Genomic DNA, 20,676 nt, shown 5'->3' with positions numbered 1-20,676 from the left:
ATATTATGGCTAGAAATATAACATTAAAGATTAATAGTGCTAAAGAAACGCTTGAAACAGTTAATTTAAAGGCTGGAGCAGGAAAAGTAACAACGGTTTCCGCACAAAGTAAAGTGAATTATCAGTTAATTGATAATAAGACGGGCTTTGCTCCGGAAAATATTATGATTAAACGTGATGGTAAAGATTTGAAAATCGCGTTTGAAGGATCAAAAATTGAAAATCCTGATTTAATTATTAGTAATTATTATGATGAAGAAGTTGGGGCATATAAAGATAGCCTACTTGTAGGTACTTACGAAAATGGTGAGGTTTACCCTTATGTCCCAGAAAGTACATTACAAGCAGATGCTGTAACTGAGTTGGATGATCAGGTTTCTGCGGGTCAAGCATTGGGTGGAGAACCAATTGGTGCGTTTTGGGCTTTTAATCCATTGTGGTTGCTCGCGTTACTTCCACTTTTCTTTGTGGGAGCAGTTAAAGGTGGGCATAGTAGTGGAAATAACGACACAGATACCATTGCTCCAGCCGCCCCAGATGTAGAAGCGCAAGAGGATGGCTCAGTCACGATCACCCCACCATCAGAGGAAGACACCAAAGAAGTGGAAACCCGCTATACAGATGAAGAGGGTAATCCACATACGGTGGTAACGGAAAAAGATGAAGATGGCAACTGGAGCGTGAAAAACCCTGATGAAAATCCAGGTGTTACGGTCGATCCAGAAACCGGTGTGGTGACAATTCCAGAAGATAAAGTGAAAGACGGGTCTGAGGTCGTATCGAAAGCCAAAGACGAGGCAGGAAATGAAAGCCCAGCAGATAAAGATACGGCAAAAGATGTGACCCCAACAGGTAAGCCAGATGTAGAAGCCCAAGAGGATGGTTCAGTCACAATCACCCCACCATCAGAGGAAGACACCAAAGAAGTGGAAACCCGCTATACAGATGAAGAGGGTAATCCACATACGGTGGTAACGGAAAAAGATGAGGACGGCAACTGGAGCGTGAAAAACCCCGATGAAAATCCGGGTGTTACGGTCGATCCAGAAACCGGTGTGGTCACAATTCCAGAAGATAAAGTGAAAGACGGGTCAGAGGTCGTATCGAAAGCCAAAGACGAGGCAGGAAATGAAAGCCCAGCAGATAAAGATACGGCAAAAGATGTGACCCCAACAGGTAAGCCAGATGTAGAAGCCCAAGAGGATGGTTCAGTCACAATCACCCCACCATCAGAGGAAGACACCAAAGAAGTGGAAACCCGCTATACAGATGAAGAGGGTAATCCACATACGGTGGTAACGGAAAAAGATGAGGACGGCAACTGGAGCGTGAAAAACCCAGATGAAAATCCGGGTGTTACGGTCGATCCAGAAACCGGTGTGGTGACAATTCCAGAAGATAAAGTGAAAGACGGGTCTGAGGTCGTATCGAAAGCCAAAGACGAGGCAGGAAATGAAAGCCCAGCAGATAAAGACACGGCAAAAGATGTGACATCACCAACCGCCCCAGATGTAGAAGCGCAAGAGGATGGCTCAGTCACAATCACCCCACCATCAGAGGAAGACACCAAAGAAGTGGAAACCCGCTATACAGATGAAGAGGGTAATCCACATACGGTGGTAACGGAAAAAGATGAAGACGGCAACTGGAGCGTGAAAAACCCAGAGGAAAATCCGGGTGTTACGGTCGATCCAGAAACCGGTGTGGTGACAATTCCAGAAGACAAAGTGAAAGACGGGTCTGAGGTCGTATCGAAAGCCAAAGACGAGGCAGGAAATGAAAGCCCAGCAGATAAAGACACGGCAAAAGATGTGACATCACCAACCGCCCCAGATGTAGAAGCGCAAGAGGATGGCTCAGTCACAATCACCCCACCATCAGAGGAAGACACCAAAGAAGTGGAAACCCGCTATACAGATGAAGAGGGTAATCCACATACGGTGGTAACGGAAAAAGATGAAGACGGCAACTGGAGCGTGAAAAACCCAGAGGAAAATCCGGGTGTTACGGTCGATCCAGAAACCGGTGTGGTGACAATTCCAGAAGACAAAGTGAAAGACGGGTCTGAGGTCGTATCGAAAGCCAAAGACGAGGCAGGAAATGAAAGCCCAGTAGATAAAGATACGGCAAAAGATGTGACCCCAACAGGTAAGCCAGATGTAGAAGCCCAAGAGGATGGCTCAGTCACAATCACCCCACCATCAGAGGAAGACACCAAAGAAGTGGAAACCCGCTATACAGATGAAGAGGGTAATCCACATACGGTGGTAACGGAAAAAGGTGAAGACGGCAACTGGAGCGTGAAAAACCCAGATGAAAATCCGGGTGTTACGGTCGATCCAGAAACCGGTGTGGTGACAATTCCAGAAGACAAAGTGAAAGACGGGTCTGAGGTCGTATCGAAAGCCAAAGACGAGGCAGGAAATGAAAGCCCGGCAGATAAAGACACGGCAAAAGATGTGACCCCAACAGGTAAGCCAGATGTAGAAGCGCAAGAGGATGGCTCAGTCACAATCACCCCACCATCAGAGGAAGACACCAAAGAAGTGGAAACCCGCTATACAGATGAAGAGGGTAATCCACATACGGTGGTAACGGAAAAAGATGAAGACGGCAACTGGAGCGTGAAAAACCCAGATGAAAATCCGGGTGTTACGGTCGATCCAGAAACCGGTGTGGTGACTATTCCAGAAGACAAAGTGAAAGACGGGTCTGAGGTCGTATCGAAAGCCAAAGACGAGGCAGGAAATGAAAGCCCAGCAGATAAAGATACGGCAAAAGATGTGACCCCAACAGGTAAGCCAGATGTAGAAGCCCAAGAGGATGGTTCAGTCACAATCACCCCACCATCAGAGGAAGACACCAAAGAAGTGGAAACCCGCTATACAGATGAAGAGGGTAATCCACATACGGTGGTAACGGAAAAAGATGAGGACGGCAACTGGAGCGTGAAAAACCCAGAGGAAAATCCAGGTGTTACGGTCGATCCAGAAACCGGTGTGGTGACAATTCCAGAAGACAAAGTGAAAGACGGGTCTGAGGTCGTATCGAAAGCCAAAGACGAGGCAGGAAATGAAAGCCCAGCAGATAAAGACACGGCAAAAGATGTGACATCACCAACCGCCCCAGATGTAGAAGCCCAAGAGGATGGTTCAGTCACAATCACCCCACCATCAGAGGAAGACACCAAAGAAGTGGAAACCCGCTATACAGATGAAGAGGGTAATCCACATACGGTGGTAACGGAAAAAGATGAAGACGGCAACTGGAGCGTGAAAAATCCTGATGAAAATCCAGGTGTTACGGTCGATCCAGAAACCGGTGTGGTGACAATTCCAGCAGATAAAGTTCAAGATGGTTCAGAAATAGTATCGAAAGCTAAAGATGGCTCAGGTAATATCAGTCCAGAGGATAAAGATATTGCTAAAGGTATAGATGATGCCGATGCAGACGCTGATGCGGATGCTGACGCCGATGCTGACGCCGATGCAGACGCTGATGCGGATGCTGACGCCGATGCCGATGCCGATGCGGATGCTGATGCAGATGCTGACGCTGACGCAGATGCCGACGCGGATGCTGACGCCGATGCGGATGCCGACGCGGATGCTGATGCTGATGCCGATGCCGACGCTGATGCGGATGCCGATGCAGACGCAGATGCTGATGCTGACGCGGATGCCGATGCGGATGCAGACGCTGATGCTGATGCTGACGCGGATGCCGATGCGGATGCTGACGCGGATGCCGATGCAGACGCCGATGCGGATGCTGACGCAGATGCGGATGCTGACGCAGATGCGGATGCTGACGCTGATGCAGACGCCGATGCAGATGCCGACGCGGATGCTGATGCTGATGCCGATGCAGATGCTGACGCCGATGCGGATGCTGACGCTGATGCAGATGCAGATGCTGACGCCGATGCTGATGCAGACGCCGATGCAGATGCTGACGCTGACGCAGATGCAGACGCCGATGCGGATGCGGATGCTGATGCCGACGCTGATGCTGACGCAGATGCTGATGCAGACGCAGATGCGGATGCTGACGCTGATGCAGACGCCGATGCAGATGCCGACGCTGATGCCGATGCGGATGCTGACGCTGATGCCGATGCGGATGCTGACGCTGATGCAGATGCGGATGCTGACGCCGATGCGGATGCGGATGCTGATGCCGACGCTGATGCTGATGTAAATGAAGATCCTATAGCTGAACCAGATACCGCGAAAGGCAGCAACGATGTGCCGGCGACAGGTAACGTGCTAGAGAATGACCGTGATCCAAATGGAGACCCATTAACGGTAACGGGTGTGAAAGTCGATACTAATGGTGATGGTCAAGCAGATGACGTTCCAGTTGGCACAGAAACGACCTTGATGGACAACACAGATAAAGAAATCGGTAAAGTGTTGGTGAATAAAGACGGTACTTATACGGTTACACCAGCAGAGAACTATACCGGTGAGTTACCACAAATTACTTACACGGTGTCTGATGGTAAAGGTGGTGAAGCGTCTGCGACCTTAACGGTAACCAATGGTAATGAAAATGCCGCTCCAGTTGCTACCCCAGATACCGCGAAAGGCAGCAGCGATGCGCCAGCGACAGGTAACGTGCTAGAGAATGACCGTGATCCAAATGGAGACCCATTAACGGTAACAGGCGTGAAAGTCGATACCAATGGCGATGGTCAACCAGATGACATTCCAGTTGGCACAGAAACGACCTTGACGGACAACACAGGTAAAGAAATCGGTAAAGTATTGGTGAATGAAAATGGTACCTATACCGTTACACCAGCAGAGAACTATACCGGTGAGTTACCACAAATTACTTACACGGTGTCTGATGGTAAAGGCGGTGAAGCGTCTTCGACCTTAACGGTCACCAATGGTAATGAAAATGCCGCTCCAGTTGCTACCCCAGATACCGCGAAAGGCAGCAGCGATGCGCCAGCGACAGGTAACGTGCTAGAGAATGACCGTGATCCAAATGGAGACCCATTAACGGTAACAGGCGTGAAAGTCGATACCAATGGTGATGGTCAACCAGATGACATCAATGTTGGTGAAGAAACAACCTTGACGGACAACACAGGTAAAGAAATCGGTAAAGTATTGGTGAATAAAGACGGTACCTATACGATTACACCAGCAGAGAACTATACCGGTGAGTTACCACAAATTACTTACACGGTGTCTGACGGTAAAGGGGGTGAAGCGTCTTCGACCTTAACGGTAACCAATGGCAATACCAATACAGCGCCAGTGGCAGTAGAGGATACGGCAACAGGAAGCAGTGATAAGCCAGCAACAGGTAATGTGTTAAGCAACGACAGCGACGTGAATGGCGATAAGCTAACGGTAACGAGCGTAAGCGTTGATAAAGACGGAAATGGTACGCCAGATGTAGTTAAACCGGGTGAAACGGTGAGTTTAACGAAAGACGGTAAAACTATTGGCACGGTCGTAGTAAATGCAGACGGTACCTATACGGTTACACCAGCAGAGAACTATACCGGTGAGTTACCACAAATTACTTATACGGTGTCTGATGGTAAAGGCGGTGAAGCGTCTTCGACCTTAACGGTCACCAATGGTAATGAAAATGCCGCTCCAGTTGCTACCCCAGATACCGCGAAAGGCAGCAGCGATGCGCCAGCGACAGGTAACGTGCTAGAGAATGACCGTGATCCAAATGGAGACCCATTAACGGTAACAGGCGTGAAAGTCGATACCAATGGTGATGGTCAACCAGATGACATCAATGTTGGTGAAGAAACAACCTTGACGGACAACACAGGTAAAGAAATCGGTAAAGTGTTGGTGAATAAAAATGGTACCTATACCGTTACACCAGCAGAGAACTATACCGGTGAGTTACCACAAATTACTTACACGGTGTCTGACGGTAAAGGCGGTGAAGCGTCTTCGACCTTAACGATCACCAATGGTAATGAAAATGCCGCTCCAGAAGCCGCAGCAGATACTGCGACGGGCAGCAATGATGCGCCAGCGACAGGTAACGTGCTAGAGAATGACCGTGATCCAAATGGAGACCCATTAACGATAACGGGCGTGAAAGTCGATACCAATGGCGATGGTCAACCAGATGATATCAATGTTGGTGAAGAAACAACCTTGACGGACAACACAGGTAAAGAAATCGGTAAAGTATTGGTGAATAAAGACGGTACTTATACGGTTACACCAGCAGAGAACTATACTGGTGAGTTACCACAAATTACTTACACGGTATCTGATGGTAAAGGTGGTGAAGCGTCTTCGACCTTGACGGTAACCAATGGCAATACCAATACAGCGCCAGTGGCAGTAGAGGATACGGCAACAGGAAGCAGTGATAAGCCAGCAACAGGTAATGTGTTAAGCAACGACAGCGACGTGAATGGCGATAAGCTAACGGTAACGAGCGTAAGCGTTGATAAAGACGGAAATGGTACGCCAGATGTAGTTAAACCGGGTGAAACGGTGAGTTTAACGAAAGACGGTAAAACTATTGGCACGGTCGTAGTGAATGCAGACGGTACTTATACGGTTACACCAGCAGAGAACTATACTGGTGAGTTACCACAAATTACTTACACGGTGTCTGACGGTAAAGGCGGTGAAGCGTCTTCGACCTTAACGGTAACCAATGGCAATACCAATACAGCGCCAGTGGCAGTAGAGGATACGGCAACAGGAAGCAGTGATAAGCCAGCAACAGGTAATGTGTTAAGCAACGACAGCGACGTGAATGGCGATAAGCTAACGGTAACGAGCGTAAGCGTTGATAAAGACGGAAATGGTACGCCAGATGTAGTTAAACCGGGTGAAACGGTGAGTTTAACGAAAGACGGTAAAACTATTGGCACGGTCGTAGTGAATGCAGACGGTACTTATACGGTTACACCAGCAGAGAACTATACTGGTGAGTTACCACAAATTACTTACACGGTGTCTGACGGTAAAGGCGGTGAAGCGTCTTCGACCTTAACGGTAACCAATGGCAATACCAATACAGCGCCAGTGGCAGTAGAGGATACGGCAACAGGAAGCAGTGATAAGCCAGCAACAGGTAATGTGTTAAGCAACGACAGCGACGTGAATGGCGATAAGCTAACGGTAACGAGCGTAAGCGTTGATAAAGACGGAAATGGTACGCCAGATGTAGTTAAACCGGGTGAAACGGTGAGTTTAACGAAAGACGGTAAAACTATTGGCACGGTCGTAGTGAATGCGGACGGTACTTATACTGTTACACCAGCAGAGAACTATACTGGTGAGTTACCACAAATTACTTACACGGTGTCTGACGGTAAAGGCGGTGAAGCGTCTTCGACCTTAACGGTAACCAATGGCAATACCAATACAGCGCCAGTGGCAGTAGAGGATACGGCAACAGGAAGCAGTGATAAGCCAGCAACAGGTAATGTGTTAAGCAACGACAGCGACGTGAATGGCGATAAGCTAACGGTAACGAGCGTAAGCGTTGATAAAGACGGAAATGGTACGCCAGATGTAGTTAAACCGGGTGAAACGGTGAGTTTAACGAAAGACGGTAAAACTATTGGCACGGTCGTAGTAAATGCAGACGGTACCTATACGGTTACACCAGCAGAGAACTATACCGGTGAGTTACCACAAATTACTTATACGGTGTCTGATGGTAAAGGCGGTGAAGCGTCTTCGACCTTAACGGTAACCAATGGCAATGAAAATGCCGCTCCAGAAGCCGCAGCAGATACTGCGACGGGCAGCAATGATGCGCCAGCGACAGGTAACGTGCTAGAGAATGACCGTGATCCAAATGGAGACCCATTAACGATAACGGGCGTGAAAGTCGATACTAATGGTGATGGCGTGGCAGATGACATTCCAGTTGGCACAGAAACAACTTTACGTGATAGTGCAGGTAAAGAAATCGGTAAAGTATTGGTGAATAAAGACGGTACTTATACGGTCACACCAGCAGAGAACTATACCGGTGAGTTACCACAAATTACTTACATGGTGTCTGATGGTAAAGGCGGTGAAGCGTCTTCAACCTTAACGGTCACCAATGGTAATGAAAATGCTGCTCCAGAAGCCGTCGCAGATACTGCAACAGGCAGCAACGATGCGCCAGCGACAGGTAACGTGTTAGAGAATGACCGTGATCCAAATGGAGACCCATTAACGGTAACAGGCGTGGAAGTCGATACTAATGGTGATGGCGTGGCAGATGACATTCCAGTTGGCACAGAAACAACCTTACGTGATAGCGCAGGTAAAGAAATCGGTAAAGTATTGGTGAATAAAGACGGTACTTATACGGTTACACCAGCAGAGAACTATACTGGTGAGTTACCACAAATTACTTACACGGTGTCTGATGGTAAAGGCGGTGAAGCGTCTTCAACCTTAACGGTCACCAATGGTAATGAAAATGCCGCTCCAGAAGCCGTCGCAGATACTGCGAAAGGCAGCAGCGATGCGCCAGCGACAGGTAACGTGTTAGAGAATGACCGTGATCCAAATGGAGACCCATTAACGGTAACGGGCGTGAAAGTCGATACTAATGGTGATGGCGTGGCAGATGACATTCCAGTTGGCACAGAAACAACTTTACGTGATAGTGCAGGTAAAGAAATCGGTAAAGTGTTGGTGAATAAAGACGGTACTTATACGGTCACACCAGCAGAGAACTATACTGGTGAGTTACCACAAATTACTTACACGGTGTCTGATGGTAAAGGCGGTGAAGCGTCTTCAACCTTAACGGTCACCAATGGTAATGAAAATGCCGCTCCAGAAGCCGCAGCAGATACCGCGACAGGCAGCAGCGATGCGCCAGCGACAGGTAACGTGCTAGAGAATGACCGTGATCCAAATGGAGACCCATTAACGGTAACAGGCGTGAAAGTCGATACCAATGGTGATGGTCAACCAGATGACATCAATGTTGGTGAAGAAACAACCTTGACGGACAACACTGGTAAAGAAATCGGTAAAGTGTTGGTGAATAAAGACGGTACTTATACTGTTACACCAGCAGAGAACTATACTGGTGAATTACCACAAATTACTTACACGGTGTCTGATGGTAAAGGCGGTGAAGCGTCTTCAACCTTAACGGTAACCAATGGCAATACCAATACAGCGCCAGTGGCAGTGGATGATGCAGCAACTGGTAGCACAACAAAACCGGCGAAGGGTAATGTGTTAACAAATGACAGTGATGTGAATGGTGATCCATTGATAGTTACTGGGGTGAGAGTAGACACCGATGGCGATGGTCAAGCAGATGACATTCCAGTTGGTACAGAAACAACTTTACGTGATAACTCAGGTAAAGAAATCGGTAAAGTGTTGGTGAATGAAAATGGTACCTATACCATTACGCCAGCAGAGAACTATACCGGCAAATTACCAGTGATTAGCTACACTGTATCAGACGGTAAGGGTGGTACAGATGAAGGTACTTTAACGGTAACCAATGGAAATACTAATACAGCGCCAGTGGCAGTCGATGATGAAGCGACAGGTAGCACAGTAAAACCGGCGAAAGGTAATGTGTTAACAAATGACAGTGATGTGAATGGTGATCCATTGATAGTTACTGGAGTGAAAGTAGACACCGATGGCGATGGTCAAGCAGATGACATTCCAGTTGGTACAGAAACAACTTTACGTGATAACGCAGGTAAAGAAATCGGTAAAGTGTTGGTGAATAAAGACGGTACCTATACGGTTACACCAGCAGAGAACTATACCGGTGAGTTACCACAAATTACTTACACGGTGTCTGATGGTAAAGGCGGTGAAGCGTCTTCAACCTTAACGGTAACCAATGGCAATACCAATACAGCGCCAGTGGCAGTGGATGATGCAGCAACTGGTAGCACAACAAAACCGGCGAAGGGTAATGTGTTAACAAATGACAGTGATGTGAATGGTGATCCATTGATAGTTACTGGAGGAAAGTAGACACCGATGGAAACGGCGTGGCAGATGATATTTCAGTTGGTACAGAAACAACTTTACGTGATAACTCAGGTAAAGAAATCGGTAAAGTGTTGGTGAATGAAAATGGTACCTATACCGTTACGCCAGCAGAGAACTATACCGGCAAATTACCAGTGATTAGCTACACTGTATCAGATGGTAAGGGTGGTACAGATGAAGGTACTTTAACGGTAACCAATGGAAATACTAATACAGCGCCAGTGGCAGTGGATGATGCAGCAACTGGTAGCACAACAAAACCGGCGAAGGGTAATGTGTTAACAAATGACAGTGATGTGAATGGTGATCCATTGATAGTTACTGGGGTGAAAGTAGACACCGATGGCGATGGTCAAGCAGATGACATTCCAGTTGGTACAGAAACAACTTTACGTGATAACGCAGGTAAAGAAATCGGTAAAGTGTTGGTGAATAAAGGCGGTACCTATACGGTTACACCAGCAGAGAACTATACCGGTGAGTTACCACAAATTACTTACACGGTGTCTGATGGTAAAGGCGGTGAAGCGTCTTCAACCTTAACGGTAACCAATGGCAATACCAATACAGCGCCAGTGGCAGTGGATGATGCAGCAACTGGTAGCACAACAAAACCGGCGAAGGGTAATGTGTTAACAAATGACAGTGATGTGAATGGTGATCCATTGATAGTTACTGGAGTGAAAGTAGACACCGATGGAAACGGCGTGGCAGATGATATTTCAGTTGGTACAGAAACAACTTTACGTGATAACTCAGGTAAAGAAATCGGTAAAGTGTTGGTGAATGAAAATGGTACCTATACCGTTACGCCAGCAGAGAACTATACCGGCAAATTACCAGTGATTAGCTACACTGTATCAGATGGTAAGGGTGGTACAGATGAAGGTACTTTAACGGTAACCAATGGAAATACTAATACAGCGCCAGTGGCAGTGGATGATGCAGCAACTGGTAGCACAACAAAACCGGCGAAGGGTAATGTGTTAACAAATGACAGTGATGTGAATGGTGATCCATTGATAGTTACTGGGGTGAAAGTAGACACCGATGGCGATGGTCAAGCAGATGACATTCCAGTTGGTACAGAAACAACTTTACGTGATAACGCAGGTAAAGAAATCGGTAAAGTGTTGGTGAATAAAGGCGGTACCTATACGGTTACACCAGCAGAGAACTATACCGGTGAGTTACCACAAATTACTTACACGGTGTCTGATGGTAAAGGCGGTGAAGCGTCTTCAACCTTAACGGTAACCAATGGCAATACCAATACAGCGCCAGTGGCAGTGGATGATGCAGCAACTGGTAGCACAACAAAACCGGCGAAGGTAATGTGTTAACAAATGACAGTGATGTGAATGGTGATCCATTGATAGTTACTGGAGGAAAGTAGACACTGATGGAAACGGCGTGGCAGATGATATTTCAGTTGGTACAGAAACAACTTTACGTGATAACTCAGGTAAAGAAATCGGTAAAGTGTTGGTGAATGAAAATGGTACCTATACCGTTACGCCAGCAGAGAACTATACCGGCAAATTACCAGTGATTAGCTACACTGTATCAGATGGTAAGGGTGGTACAGATGAAGGTACTTTAACGGTAACCAATGGAAATACTAATACAGCGCCAGTGGCAGTGGATGATGCAGCAACTGGTAGCACAACAAAACCGGCGAAGGGTAATGTGTTAACAAATGACAGTGATGTGAATGGTGATCCATTGATAGTTACTGGGGTGAAAGTAGACACCGATGGCGATGGTCAAGCAGATGACATTCCAGTTGGTACAGAAACAACTTTACGTGATAACTCAGGTAAAGAAATCGGTAAAGTGTTGGTGAATGAAAATGGTACCTATACCATTACGCCAGCAGAGAACTATACCGGCAAATTACCAGTGATTAGCTACACTGTATCAGACGGTAAGGGTGGTACAGATGAAGGTACTTTAACGGTAACCAATGGAAATACTAATACAGCGCCAGTGGCAGTCGATGATGAAGCGACAGGTAGCACAACAAAACCGGCGAAGGGTAATGTGTTAACAAATGACAGTGATGTGAATGGTGATCCATTGATAGTTACTGGGGTGAAAGTAGACACCGATGGCGATGGTCAAGCAGATGACATTCCAGTTGGTACAGAAACAACTTTACGTGATAACTCAGGTAAAGAAATCGGTAAAGTGTTGGTGAATGAAAATGGTACCTATACCATTACACCAGCAGAGAACTATACCGGCAAATTACCAGTGATTAGCTACACTGTATCAGACGGTAAGGGTGGTACAGATGAAGGTACTTTAACGGTAACCAATGGAAATACTAATACAGCGCCAGTGGCAGTGGATGATGCAGCAACTGGTAGCACAACAAAACCAGCGAAAGGTAATGTGTTAACAAATGACAGTGATGTGAATGGTGATCCATTGATAGTTACTGGAGTGAAAGTAGACACCGATGGCGATGGTCAAGCAGATGACATTCCAGTTGGTACAGAAACAACTTTACGTGATAACGCAGGTAAAGAAATCGGTAAAGTGTTGGTGAATAAAGACGGTACCTATACGGTTACACCAGCAGAGAACTATACCGGTGAGTTACCACAAATTACTTACACGGTGTCTGATGGTAAAGGCGGTGAAGCGTCTTCAACCTTAACGGTAACCAATGGCAATACCAATACAGCGCCAGTGGCAGTAGAGGATACGGCAACAGGAAGCAGTGATAAGCCAGCAACAGGTAATGTGTTAAGCAACGACAGCGACGTGAATGGCGATAAGCTAACGGTAACGAGCGTAAGCGTTGATAAAGACGGAAATGGTGAGCCGGATGCAGTTAAACCGGGTGAAACGGTGAGTTTAACGAAAGACGGTAAAATTATTGGCACGGTCGTAGTGAATGCAGACGGTACCTATACGGTTACACCAGCAGAGAACTATACCGGTGAGTTACCACAAATTACTTACACGGTGTCTGACGGTAAAGGCGGTGAAGCGTCTTCGACCTTAACGGTAACCAATGGCAATGAAAATGCTGCTCCAGAAGCCGCAGCAGATACCGCGACGGGCAGCAGCGATGCGCCAGCGACAGGTAACGTGCTAGAGAATGACCGTGATCCAAATGGTGACCCATTAACGGTAACAGGCGTGAAAGTCGATACTAATGGCGATGGCGTGGCAGATGACATTCCAGTTGGTACAGAAACGACCTTGACGGACAACACAGGTAAAGAAATCGGCAAAGTATTAGTGAATAAAGATGGTACTTATACGGTCACACCAGCAGAGAACTATACCGGTGAGTTACCACAAATTACTTACACGGTGTCTGACGGTAAAGGTGGTGAAGCGTCTTCAACCTTAACGGTCACCAATGGTAATGAAAATGCCGCTCCAGAAGCTGTAGCAGATACTGCGACGGGCAGCAGCGATGTGCCGGCGACAGGTAACGTGCTAGAGAATGACCGTGATCTAAATGGAGACTCATTAACGGTAACGGGCGTGAAAGTCGATACCAATGGCGATGGCGTGGAAGATGACATTCCAGTTGGTACAGAAACAACTTTACGTGATAACTCAGGTAAAGAAATCGGTAAAGTGTTGGTGAATGAAAATGGTACCTATACCATTACACCAGCAGAGAACTATACTGGCAAATTACCAGTGATTAGCTACACTGTATCAGACGGTAAGGGTGGTACAGATGAAGGTACTTTAACGGTAACCAATGGCAACACCAATACAGCGCCAGTGGCAGTGGATGATGCAGCAACTGGTAGCACAGCAAAACCGGCGAGTGGTAATGTGTTAAGCAACGACAGCGACGTGAATGGCGATAAGCTAACGGTAACGAGCGTAAGCGTTGATAAAGACGGAAATGGTGAGCCAGATGTGGTTAAACCGGGTGAAACGGTTACCTTAACGAAAGAAGGTAAAACTATTGGCACGGTCATAGTGAATGCGGACGGTACTTATACTGTTACACCAGCAGAGAACTACACGGGAGAATTACCAGTCATTACCTATACCGTATCAGATGGTAAAGGTGGCATAGATGAAGGCATCTTAACGGTAACCAATAGCAATAAAAATACACCACCTGTCGCCAAAAATGATATTGATCAAGCAACAACAGATAAACCTGCAGCAGGTAATGTGTTGAGCAATGATACAGATGTAAATGGTGATACGCTTAAAGTGGGATCCGCAAAAGTTGATATTAATGGTGATGGTGTAGATGATCCTCTTGTCTTGGGTCAAGAAACACAGATCCGTAATAGCAATGGTGATGTGATTGCTAGCGTGACAGTAAATGAGAATGGTACTTATAGTGTAACACCTACTCAAAATTATACAGGTGCTTTACCAGTCATTACTTATACTGCTGATGATAATCACGGAGGTACAACAACAGCGACATTGACGGTTACTAATAACAATATTCCAGCTGAGCAACACCCTGAAATGAACATTGATCGTTCAGATTTAGCTACAGAAGTGAATGAAGGTCAATTAGCAGCAAATGTTGCACAACATCAGGATAAAGGTATTCATAATGATGTGAATAGCACTAATATTGGTATTGTTGATCAAGGAAAATTGGTATTTACTGATTCAGATACTACAAATTATAGTATAGGAAAAGTTGATACCGCATCTGCAACAGCAGGTAAAGTTCAGCTTACAACTGAGGGCTTACCAACGTTATTTGCACAAGATGGTACCGCAACTGGAGCTAAAGTTACTTGGATGCTATCTGATAACGGACAAACTGTAACAGGTAAAGCCGTTATTGGTGGTCAAACCGTTGATGTAATCACTGTGGCATTAAGTGATGTCAGTAAAGAAGGAACAACCTTCACAGCGAATTACACCACAACATTGCATCACGCGTTAGAACACAGCACGGTGAATGGTCAAAATAACTTGTCATTCAACGTAAAAGCGTTAGTAAGCGATGGAGCCGAAGGTACAACATCATCTACATTAAATGTAACTGTTTGGGATGACATTCCTGAAGCAATGGATACCACAGTCTTAAATCCAGTAAATGGTGGTTCGCCAGTTAATACTAATTTAACGCTGGTAGTGGATTATTCAAGTTCTATGAACGAGACGATCTCGAATACAAGCAGTGTAAGTCGTATGGATATGATGAAATCTGTACTTGACCAGCTATTGAATGCCTATGGTGATCTAGGTGATGTTAAAGTGAACTTGATTGTTTACGGTAACGGTACAACACAGCTAGGAAGTAATTGGCAAAGTATTGATAGTGCTAAGGCTGAGTTAGCTAAGTCATTTATGAATATTCAATCGGAAGATCCTACGGTAATTAATTCTAATGGTACGCCTATTTATAATCGTACAGATATGGATTCTGCGTTAAAACGTACGATGACAGAGTTTAATGAGTCTGGTAAATATGATAATGCAAATAATGTTGTTTATTTTATTACCGATGCAGATAAATCAGCCTCTGGATTTACAGCACCTCAGACTAGCACATTAACGACCTGGCGTGATTTCTTGCAAAAGAATAATGTTACTGCTTATGGTTATGGTGTGAGTGGTGATGATACCTATGCTGCCACTTTCAAGTCATTCGGCATTGGCTATGATCCGGAAACACAATCTACGGTGGGAATGAGTAATTACTATACTGATTCTAACTTTGCAGGCTTGAATGAGGATATGCAAGGTACAGTGGTAGTGCCTATGATTACTAATAACTTATTAGTACCAGAAAATGCGACTACAACTTATAAAGATGGTGCAGTGGCTCATTTTGGTGCTGATGGTGGTCATATCCATTCTGTAAAAGTAGGTAGTACGACAGTTACTTATGATTCAACAAGCAGTAGCACAGGCGCGCACATTGCCACAATTAAGACGGCAAATGGTGGTGAGTTGAAAGTAAACTTAGATACAGGGGATTACACCTATCAAGCTGGTTCATTAGGTAAAGCTGGCTATACTGAAGTAATTGAGTTTACGGTGGTTGATGCTGATGGTGATAAAGCTACAGGTACACAACATCTCGAGATTTATAAACTTGATGCTGTTAATGATCGTATCTTAACGAATGTGGTGGGTAATACACTCACTCTTGATAAAGACGTATTATTAGCAAATGATGTTTATCGAGGTGAGAGTGCAACGCTTCAAGCAAATGGATCTTCTATAACGGGACAAACTGCGAATGATGTGACGGTTAAGCTGTGGGATCCGACAAATCAAGTGGGACAAGTTGTGTCTTATGATAGAAAACTTTCTCAGCATGAAAATATTAGTCAATCCATTGAATTAACGACATTTGGAACCAATAGTTCAGCGCCAAGTAATTTCAGTCAAATTGGCTATACATGGGCTGAGGTAAAAGGGGTATTTGATAGTGGTATTGTTGAGGATGATGAATACATTAAATTTAACCTACAAAGTGGTGATGATTTAATGCTTTATTTAAATGCTGCTCAAGATACTTCGTCACGTAGTGTCCAAATTCTTGACACGAATGGAACAACGGTTCTTGCTTCAGATTCTTCTTTCAATGCGGGGGATTCGCTTGCGTTGAATGATTTGAGGGCAGGTACTTATTATGTCAAGATGACAGGAACACCTCGGGCATTTAGCAACCCAACATTTGATCTCTTTGTTGGCGTTAAACATAGTGAAGGAGATTCGTTTGATTACACATTAACTGAAACACCAGATTTAACAGATACTGGTAAAGTTATGGTAGAACAAGTTGTTGGTAATACTATTAACGGTACAGGTATGAATGAAACCTTGATCGGTTCTGATACAACGGTGGCGTTAAATGGTAATGGCGGTAATGACGTATTGGTGTATAACAACCATATTCAAACCTTCAATGGTGGAGAGGGGATTGATACCTTGTTATTAACTGATGTCGGTACGATCAACTTGAATGGTAAATCTATTTCTAACATTGAAATAATCAAGTTAGGAGAAGGTAGCCAATCTATCAGCTTAACTCCAGCTCAAGTGAAAGCGATCACAGATAGTGGAAATACCTTAACTATCTATGGTGATAAAGATGACACAGTAACGTTATCTGGATTCTCGAAAGGGGTAACAGATTATAATACTGGTGTTACCGCTTACACTGATGGCTCTGGTGTAACAGTAAATGTAGATAACTTACTTGTTGAAGCAAATAAAGTGATCCTTTAATCGCGTGTTTGATACAACAAGCTTCTAACAAGAAGGCAAGTTATTGAGTTAAAGACCTAGCTGAAAAGCTGGGTCTTTTTATCTGATTTATAAGTGCGGTGTTTTTTTGCATTATTTTTTGCAAATCTTGACATTAAGCACATTCAAGATTAAAATTCGGCGTCTATCTATTCTAAGGTAGAACAAAAAGTAAACATTCTTTTATGAATAACAATTAATAAACTGGAGCTTTTTTAATGGCAACTATCAACCAATTAGTACGCAAACCGCGTGTGAAAAAGGTTGTAAAAAGCAACGTTCCTGCATTAGAGGCTTGCCCGCAGAAACGTGGCGTGTGTACTCGTGTGTACACAACTACACCTAAAAAACCGAACTCAGCATTACGTAAAGTGTGCCGTATTCGTTTAACAAATGGTTACGAAGTAACTTCTTATATCGGCGGTGAAGGTCATAACCTTCAAGAGCACAGCGTTGTGCTTATCCGTGGCGGTCGTGTTAAAGATTTACCGGGTGTGCGTTATCACACTGTACGCGGTGCATTAGACTGTGCTGGCGTAAAAGATCGTAAACAAGGTCGTTCTAAATACGGCGTTAAACGTCCTAAAGCTTAATGGTTCTCCGTTAAGTAAGGCCAAACGCGAATTAAATTAAATAAATTATCATAAACTCCAGTAAACGTAAGATCTCTTACACAAAGAGTTTTGGATAATCCTGAAGATAAAAAAACGGAGAAATTGCAATGCCACGTCGTCGTCGTATTGAACCACGCAAAATTCTTCCAGATCCAAAGTTCGGATCAGAATTACTTGCGAAATTTATTAATGTATTAATGGTAGATGGTAAAAAATCTATCGCAGAATCTATCGTTTATGGTGCGTTAGAGACTTTAGCGCAACGTACAGGCAAAGAAGCGTTAGAAGCATTTGAAATCGCACTAGAAAACGTACGCCCAACTGTTGAGGTTAAATCTCGCCGTGTTGGTGGTTCTACTTATCAAGTGCCAGTTGAAGTGCGCCCAGCACGTCGTAACGCATTAGGTATGCGTTGGATCGTTGAGGCAGCACGTAAACGTGGTGATAAATCAATGGCTTTACGTTTAGCAAATGAATTATCTGATGCATCAGAAAACAAAGGCGCAGCAGTGAAAAAACGTGAAGACGTTCACCGTATGGCTGAAGCTAACAAAGCGTTTGCACATTACCGTTGGTAATCTGTTAATCAAACGATTTTTAGGCTTCATCACATTTTGCTATGCGGTGAAGCCTTATCCATATTTAAAATTTTAATTTATTGAATTCCAAACAAGGAAATAATAATGGCTCGTGTAACTCCTATTGAGCGCTATCGTAACATCGGTATTAGTGCTCACATTGATGCTGGTAAAACAACAACCACAGAGCGTATTCTATTCTATACAGGCGTTAGTCACAAAATTGGTGAGGTGCACGATGGTGCAGCAACCATGGACTGGATGGAACAAGAACAAGAGCGTGGTATTACCATTACTTCTGCGGCAACAACCGCTTTCTGGTCTGGTATGTCTCAGCAATACCCACAACACCGTATCAACGTGATTGATACTCCGGGACACGTTGACTTTACTATCGAAGTAGAACGTTCAATGCGTGTTCTGGATGGTGCGGTGATGGTTTACTGTGCAGTAGGTGGTGTTCAACCTCAGTCTGAAACTGTATGGCGTCAAGCAAACAAATATAAAGTACCTCGTATTGCGTTCGTAAACAAAATGGACCGTACTGGTGCAAACTTCCTGCGTGTTGTTGAACAAATCAAAACACGTTTAGGTGGTAATGCTGTTCCTTTACAACTTCCGATTGGTGCAGAAGAAAACTTCAAAGGTGTTGTTGATCTTCTTAAAATGAAAGCAATCAACTGGAATGAAGCAGATCAAGGTATGACCTTTACCTATGATGATATTCCAGCAGATATGGTTGAATTATGTGAAGAATGGCACCAAAATCTTGTTGAAGCAGCGGCTGAAGCTTCAGAAGAGTTAATGGAAAAATACCTTGGTGGTGAAGATTTAACTGAAGAAGAAATCAAAGGTGCATTACGTCAACGTGCCTTGGCTACGGAAATCATTCTTGTAACCTGTGGTTCTGCGTTCAAAAACAAAGGTGTACAAGCAATGCTTGATGCAGTAATTGATTACTTACCAGCACCAACAGACATTGCTGCAATCAAAGGGATCAATCCTGATGAAACTGAAGGTGAGCGTCACGCGGATGATAATGAACCATTCTCAGCATTAGCATTTAAAATCGCAACTGACCCATTTGTGGGTAACTTAACTTTCTTCCGTGTATATTCTGGTGTGGTTGAGTCTGGTGCGACAGTATTGAACTCAGTGAAAGAAAAACGTGAGCGTTTTGGTCGTATCGTTCAAATGCACGCAAATAAACGTGAAGAAATCAAAGAAGTTCGTGCGGGTGACATCGCTGCTGCTATCGGTCTGAAAGATGTAGGTACAGGTGATACATTATGTGCAGTTGATGCACCGATCATTCTTGAGCGTATGGAATTCCCTGAGCCAGTAATCTCTGTTGCAGTAGAACCGAAAACGAAAGCAGACCAAGAGAAAATGGGCTTAGCATTAGGACGTCTTGCACAAGAAGACCCTTCATTCCGTGTTCACACTGATGAAGAATCAGGCGAAACCATCATTTCTGGTATGGGTGAGTTACACTTAGATATCATCGTTGACCGTATGAAACGTGAGTTCAAAGTGGAAGCTAATATTGGTAAACCACAAGTATCTTACCGTGAAACTATTCGTACACGCGTAAATGATGTTGAAGGTAAACACGCAAAACAATCTGGTGGTCGCGGTCAATATGGTCACGTTGTTATCGACTTATACCCATTAGATCCTGAAGGTCCGGGTTATGAATTTGTCAACGAAATCAAAGGTGGTGTAATTCCGGGTGAATATATCCCTGCGGTTGATAAAGGTATTCAAGAACAACTTAAATCTGGTCCATTAGCGGGTTATCCAGTAGTTGATTTAGGTGTGCGTTTACATTTCGGTTCATACCACGATGTGGATTCATCTGAATTAGCATTTAAACTGGCGGCATCTATTGCATTTAAAGCAGCATTTAACAAAGCGAACCCAGTATTACTTGAGCCAATTATGAAAGTGGAAGTGGAAACGCCACCTGAATATGTGGGTGATGTAATTGGTGACTTAAGCCGTCGTCGTGCAATGGTAAACGGTCAAGAAGCAAGCGAATTTGTTGTTAAAATCAATGCAGAAGTTCCACTTTCTGAAATGTTTGGTTATGCAACGGATCTTCGTTCACAAACTCAAGGTCGTGCATCATACTCAATGGAACCATTGAAATATGCTGAAGCACCAGCAAGTGTTGCAGCAGCAGTTATTGAAGCACGTAAAAAATAATTGAATATTAAACGCCGTAGTGCAGTAATGTGCTACGGAACTTTACTTAAAGGAAACATTAGC

At 44.7% G+C, this 20,676-nt stretch carries 6 protein-coding genes; all 6 read left to right on the top strand.

Annotated features, from left to right (window positions below):
• Window positions 1–5 precede the first annotated feature (5 nt).
• The 6 genes from L4F92_RS00030 to fusA all read left to right on the top strand — a co-directional run bounded on the left by L4F92_RS00030 (window position 6) and on the right by fusA (window position 20,613).
• Window positions 6–9,974 (top strand): cadherin-like domain-containing protein, encoded by a 9,969-nt coding sequence (locus tag L4F92_RS00030; RefSeq protein ID WP_250363754.1) that lies wholly within the window; start codon window positions 6–8, stop codon window positions 9,972–9,974.
• A 17-nt stretch (window positions 9,975–9,991) separates the two neighbouring features.
• Window positions 9,992–11,335 (top strand): Ig-like domain-containing protein, encoded by a 1,344-nt coding sequence (locus L4F92_RS00025; protein WP_250363753.1) that lies wholly within the window; start codon window positions 9,992–9,994, stop codon window positions 11,333–11,335.
• A 70-nt stretch (window positions 11,336–11,405) separates the two neighbouring features.
• Complete coding sequence (locus tag L4F92_RS00020) at window positions 11,406–17,195, top strand: beta strand repeat-containing protein (protein WP_250363752.1); 5,790 nt, start codon at window positions 11,406–11,408, stop codon at window positions 17,193–17,195.
• Between the two features lie 236 nt (window positions 17,196–17,431).
• Entirely contained in the window at window positions 17,432–17,806 is a 375-nt protein-coding gene (gene rpsL, locus L4F92_RS00015) for a 30S ribosomal protein S12 (RefSeq protein WP_013745731.1), read from the top strand.
• A 128-nt stretch (window positions 17,807–17,934) separates the two neighbouring features.
• Window positions 17,935–18,405 carry a 30S ribosomal protein S7 gene (rpsG, locus tag L4F92_RS00010; RefSeq protein ID WP_103853509.1) on the top strand — a complete coding sequence of 157 codons (471 nt, stop codon included), beginning with the start codon at window positions 17,935–17,937 and terminating at the stop codon, window positions 18,403–18,405.
• 105 nt (window positions 18,406–18,510) lie between these two features.
• Entirely contained in the window at window positions 18,511–20,613 is a 2,103-nt protein-coding gene (gene fusA / locus L4F92_RS00005) for an elongation factor G (protein WP_250351171.1), read from the top strand.
• Window positions 20,614–20,676: the final 63 nt, after the last annotated feature.

Origin of the sequence: Avibacterium sp. 21-595, assembly GCF_023611905.1 — a bacterium.
Classification (GTDB): Bacteria; Pseudomonadota; Gammaproteobacteria; order Enterobacterales; family Pasteurellaceae; genus Avibacterium.
Note: the sequence above shows the minus strand (reverse complement) of the source record. Positions and strands in the feature narration are given on the sequence as shown.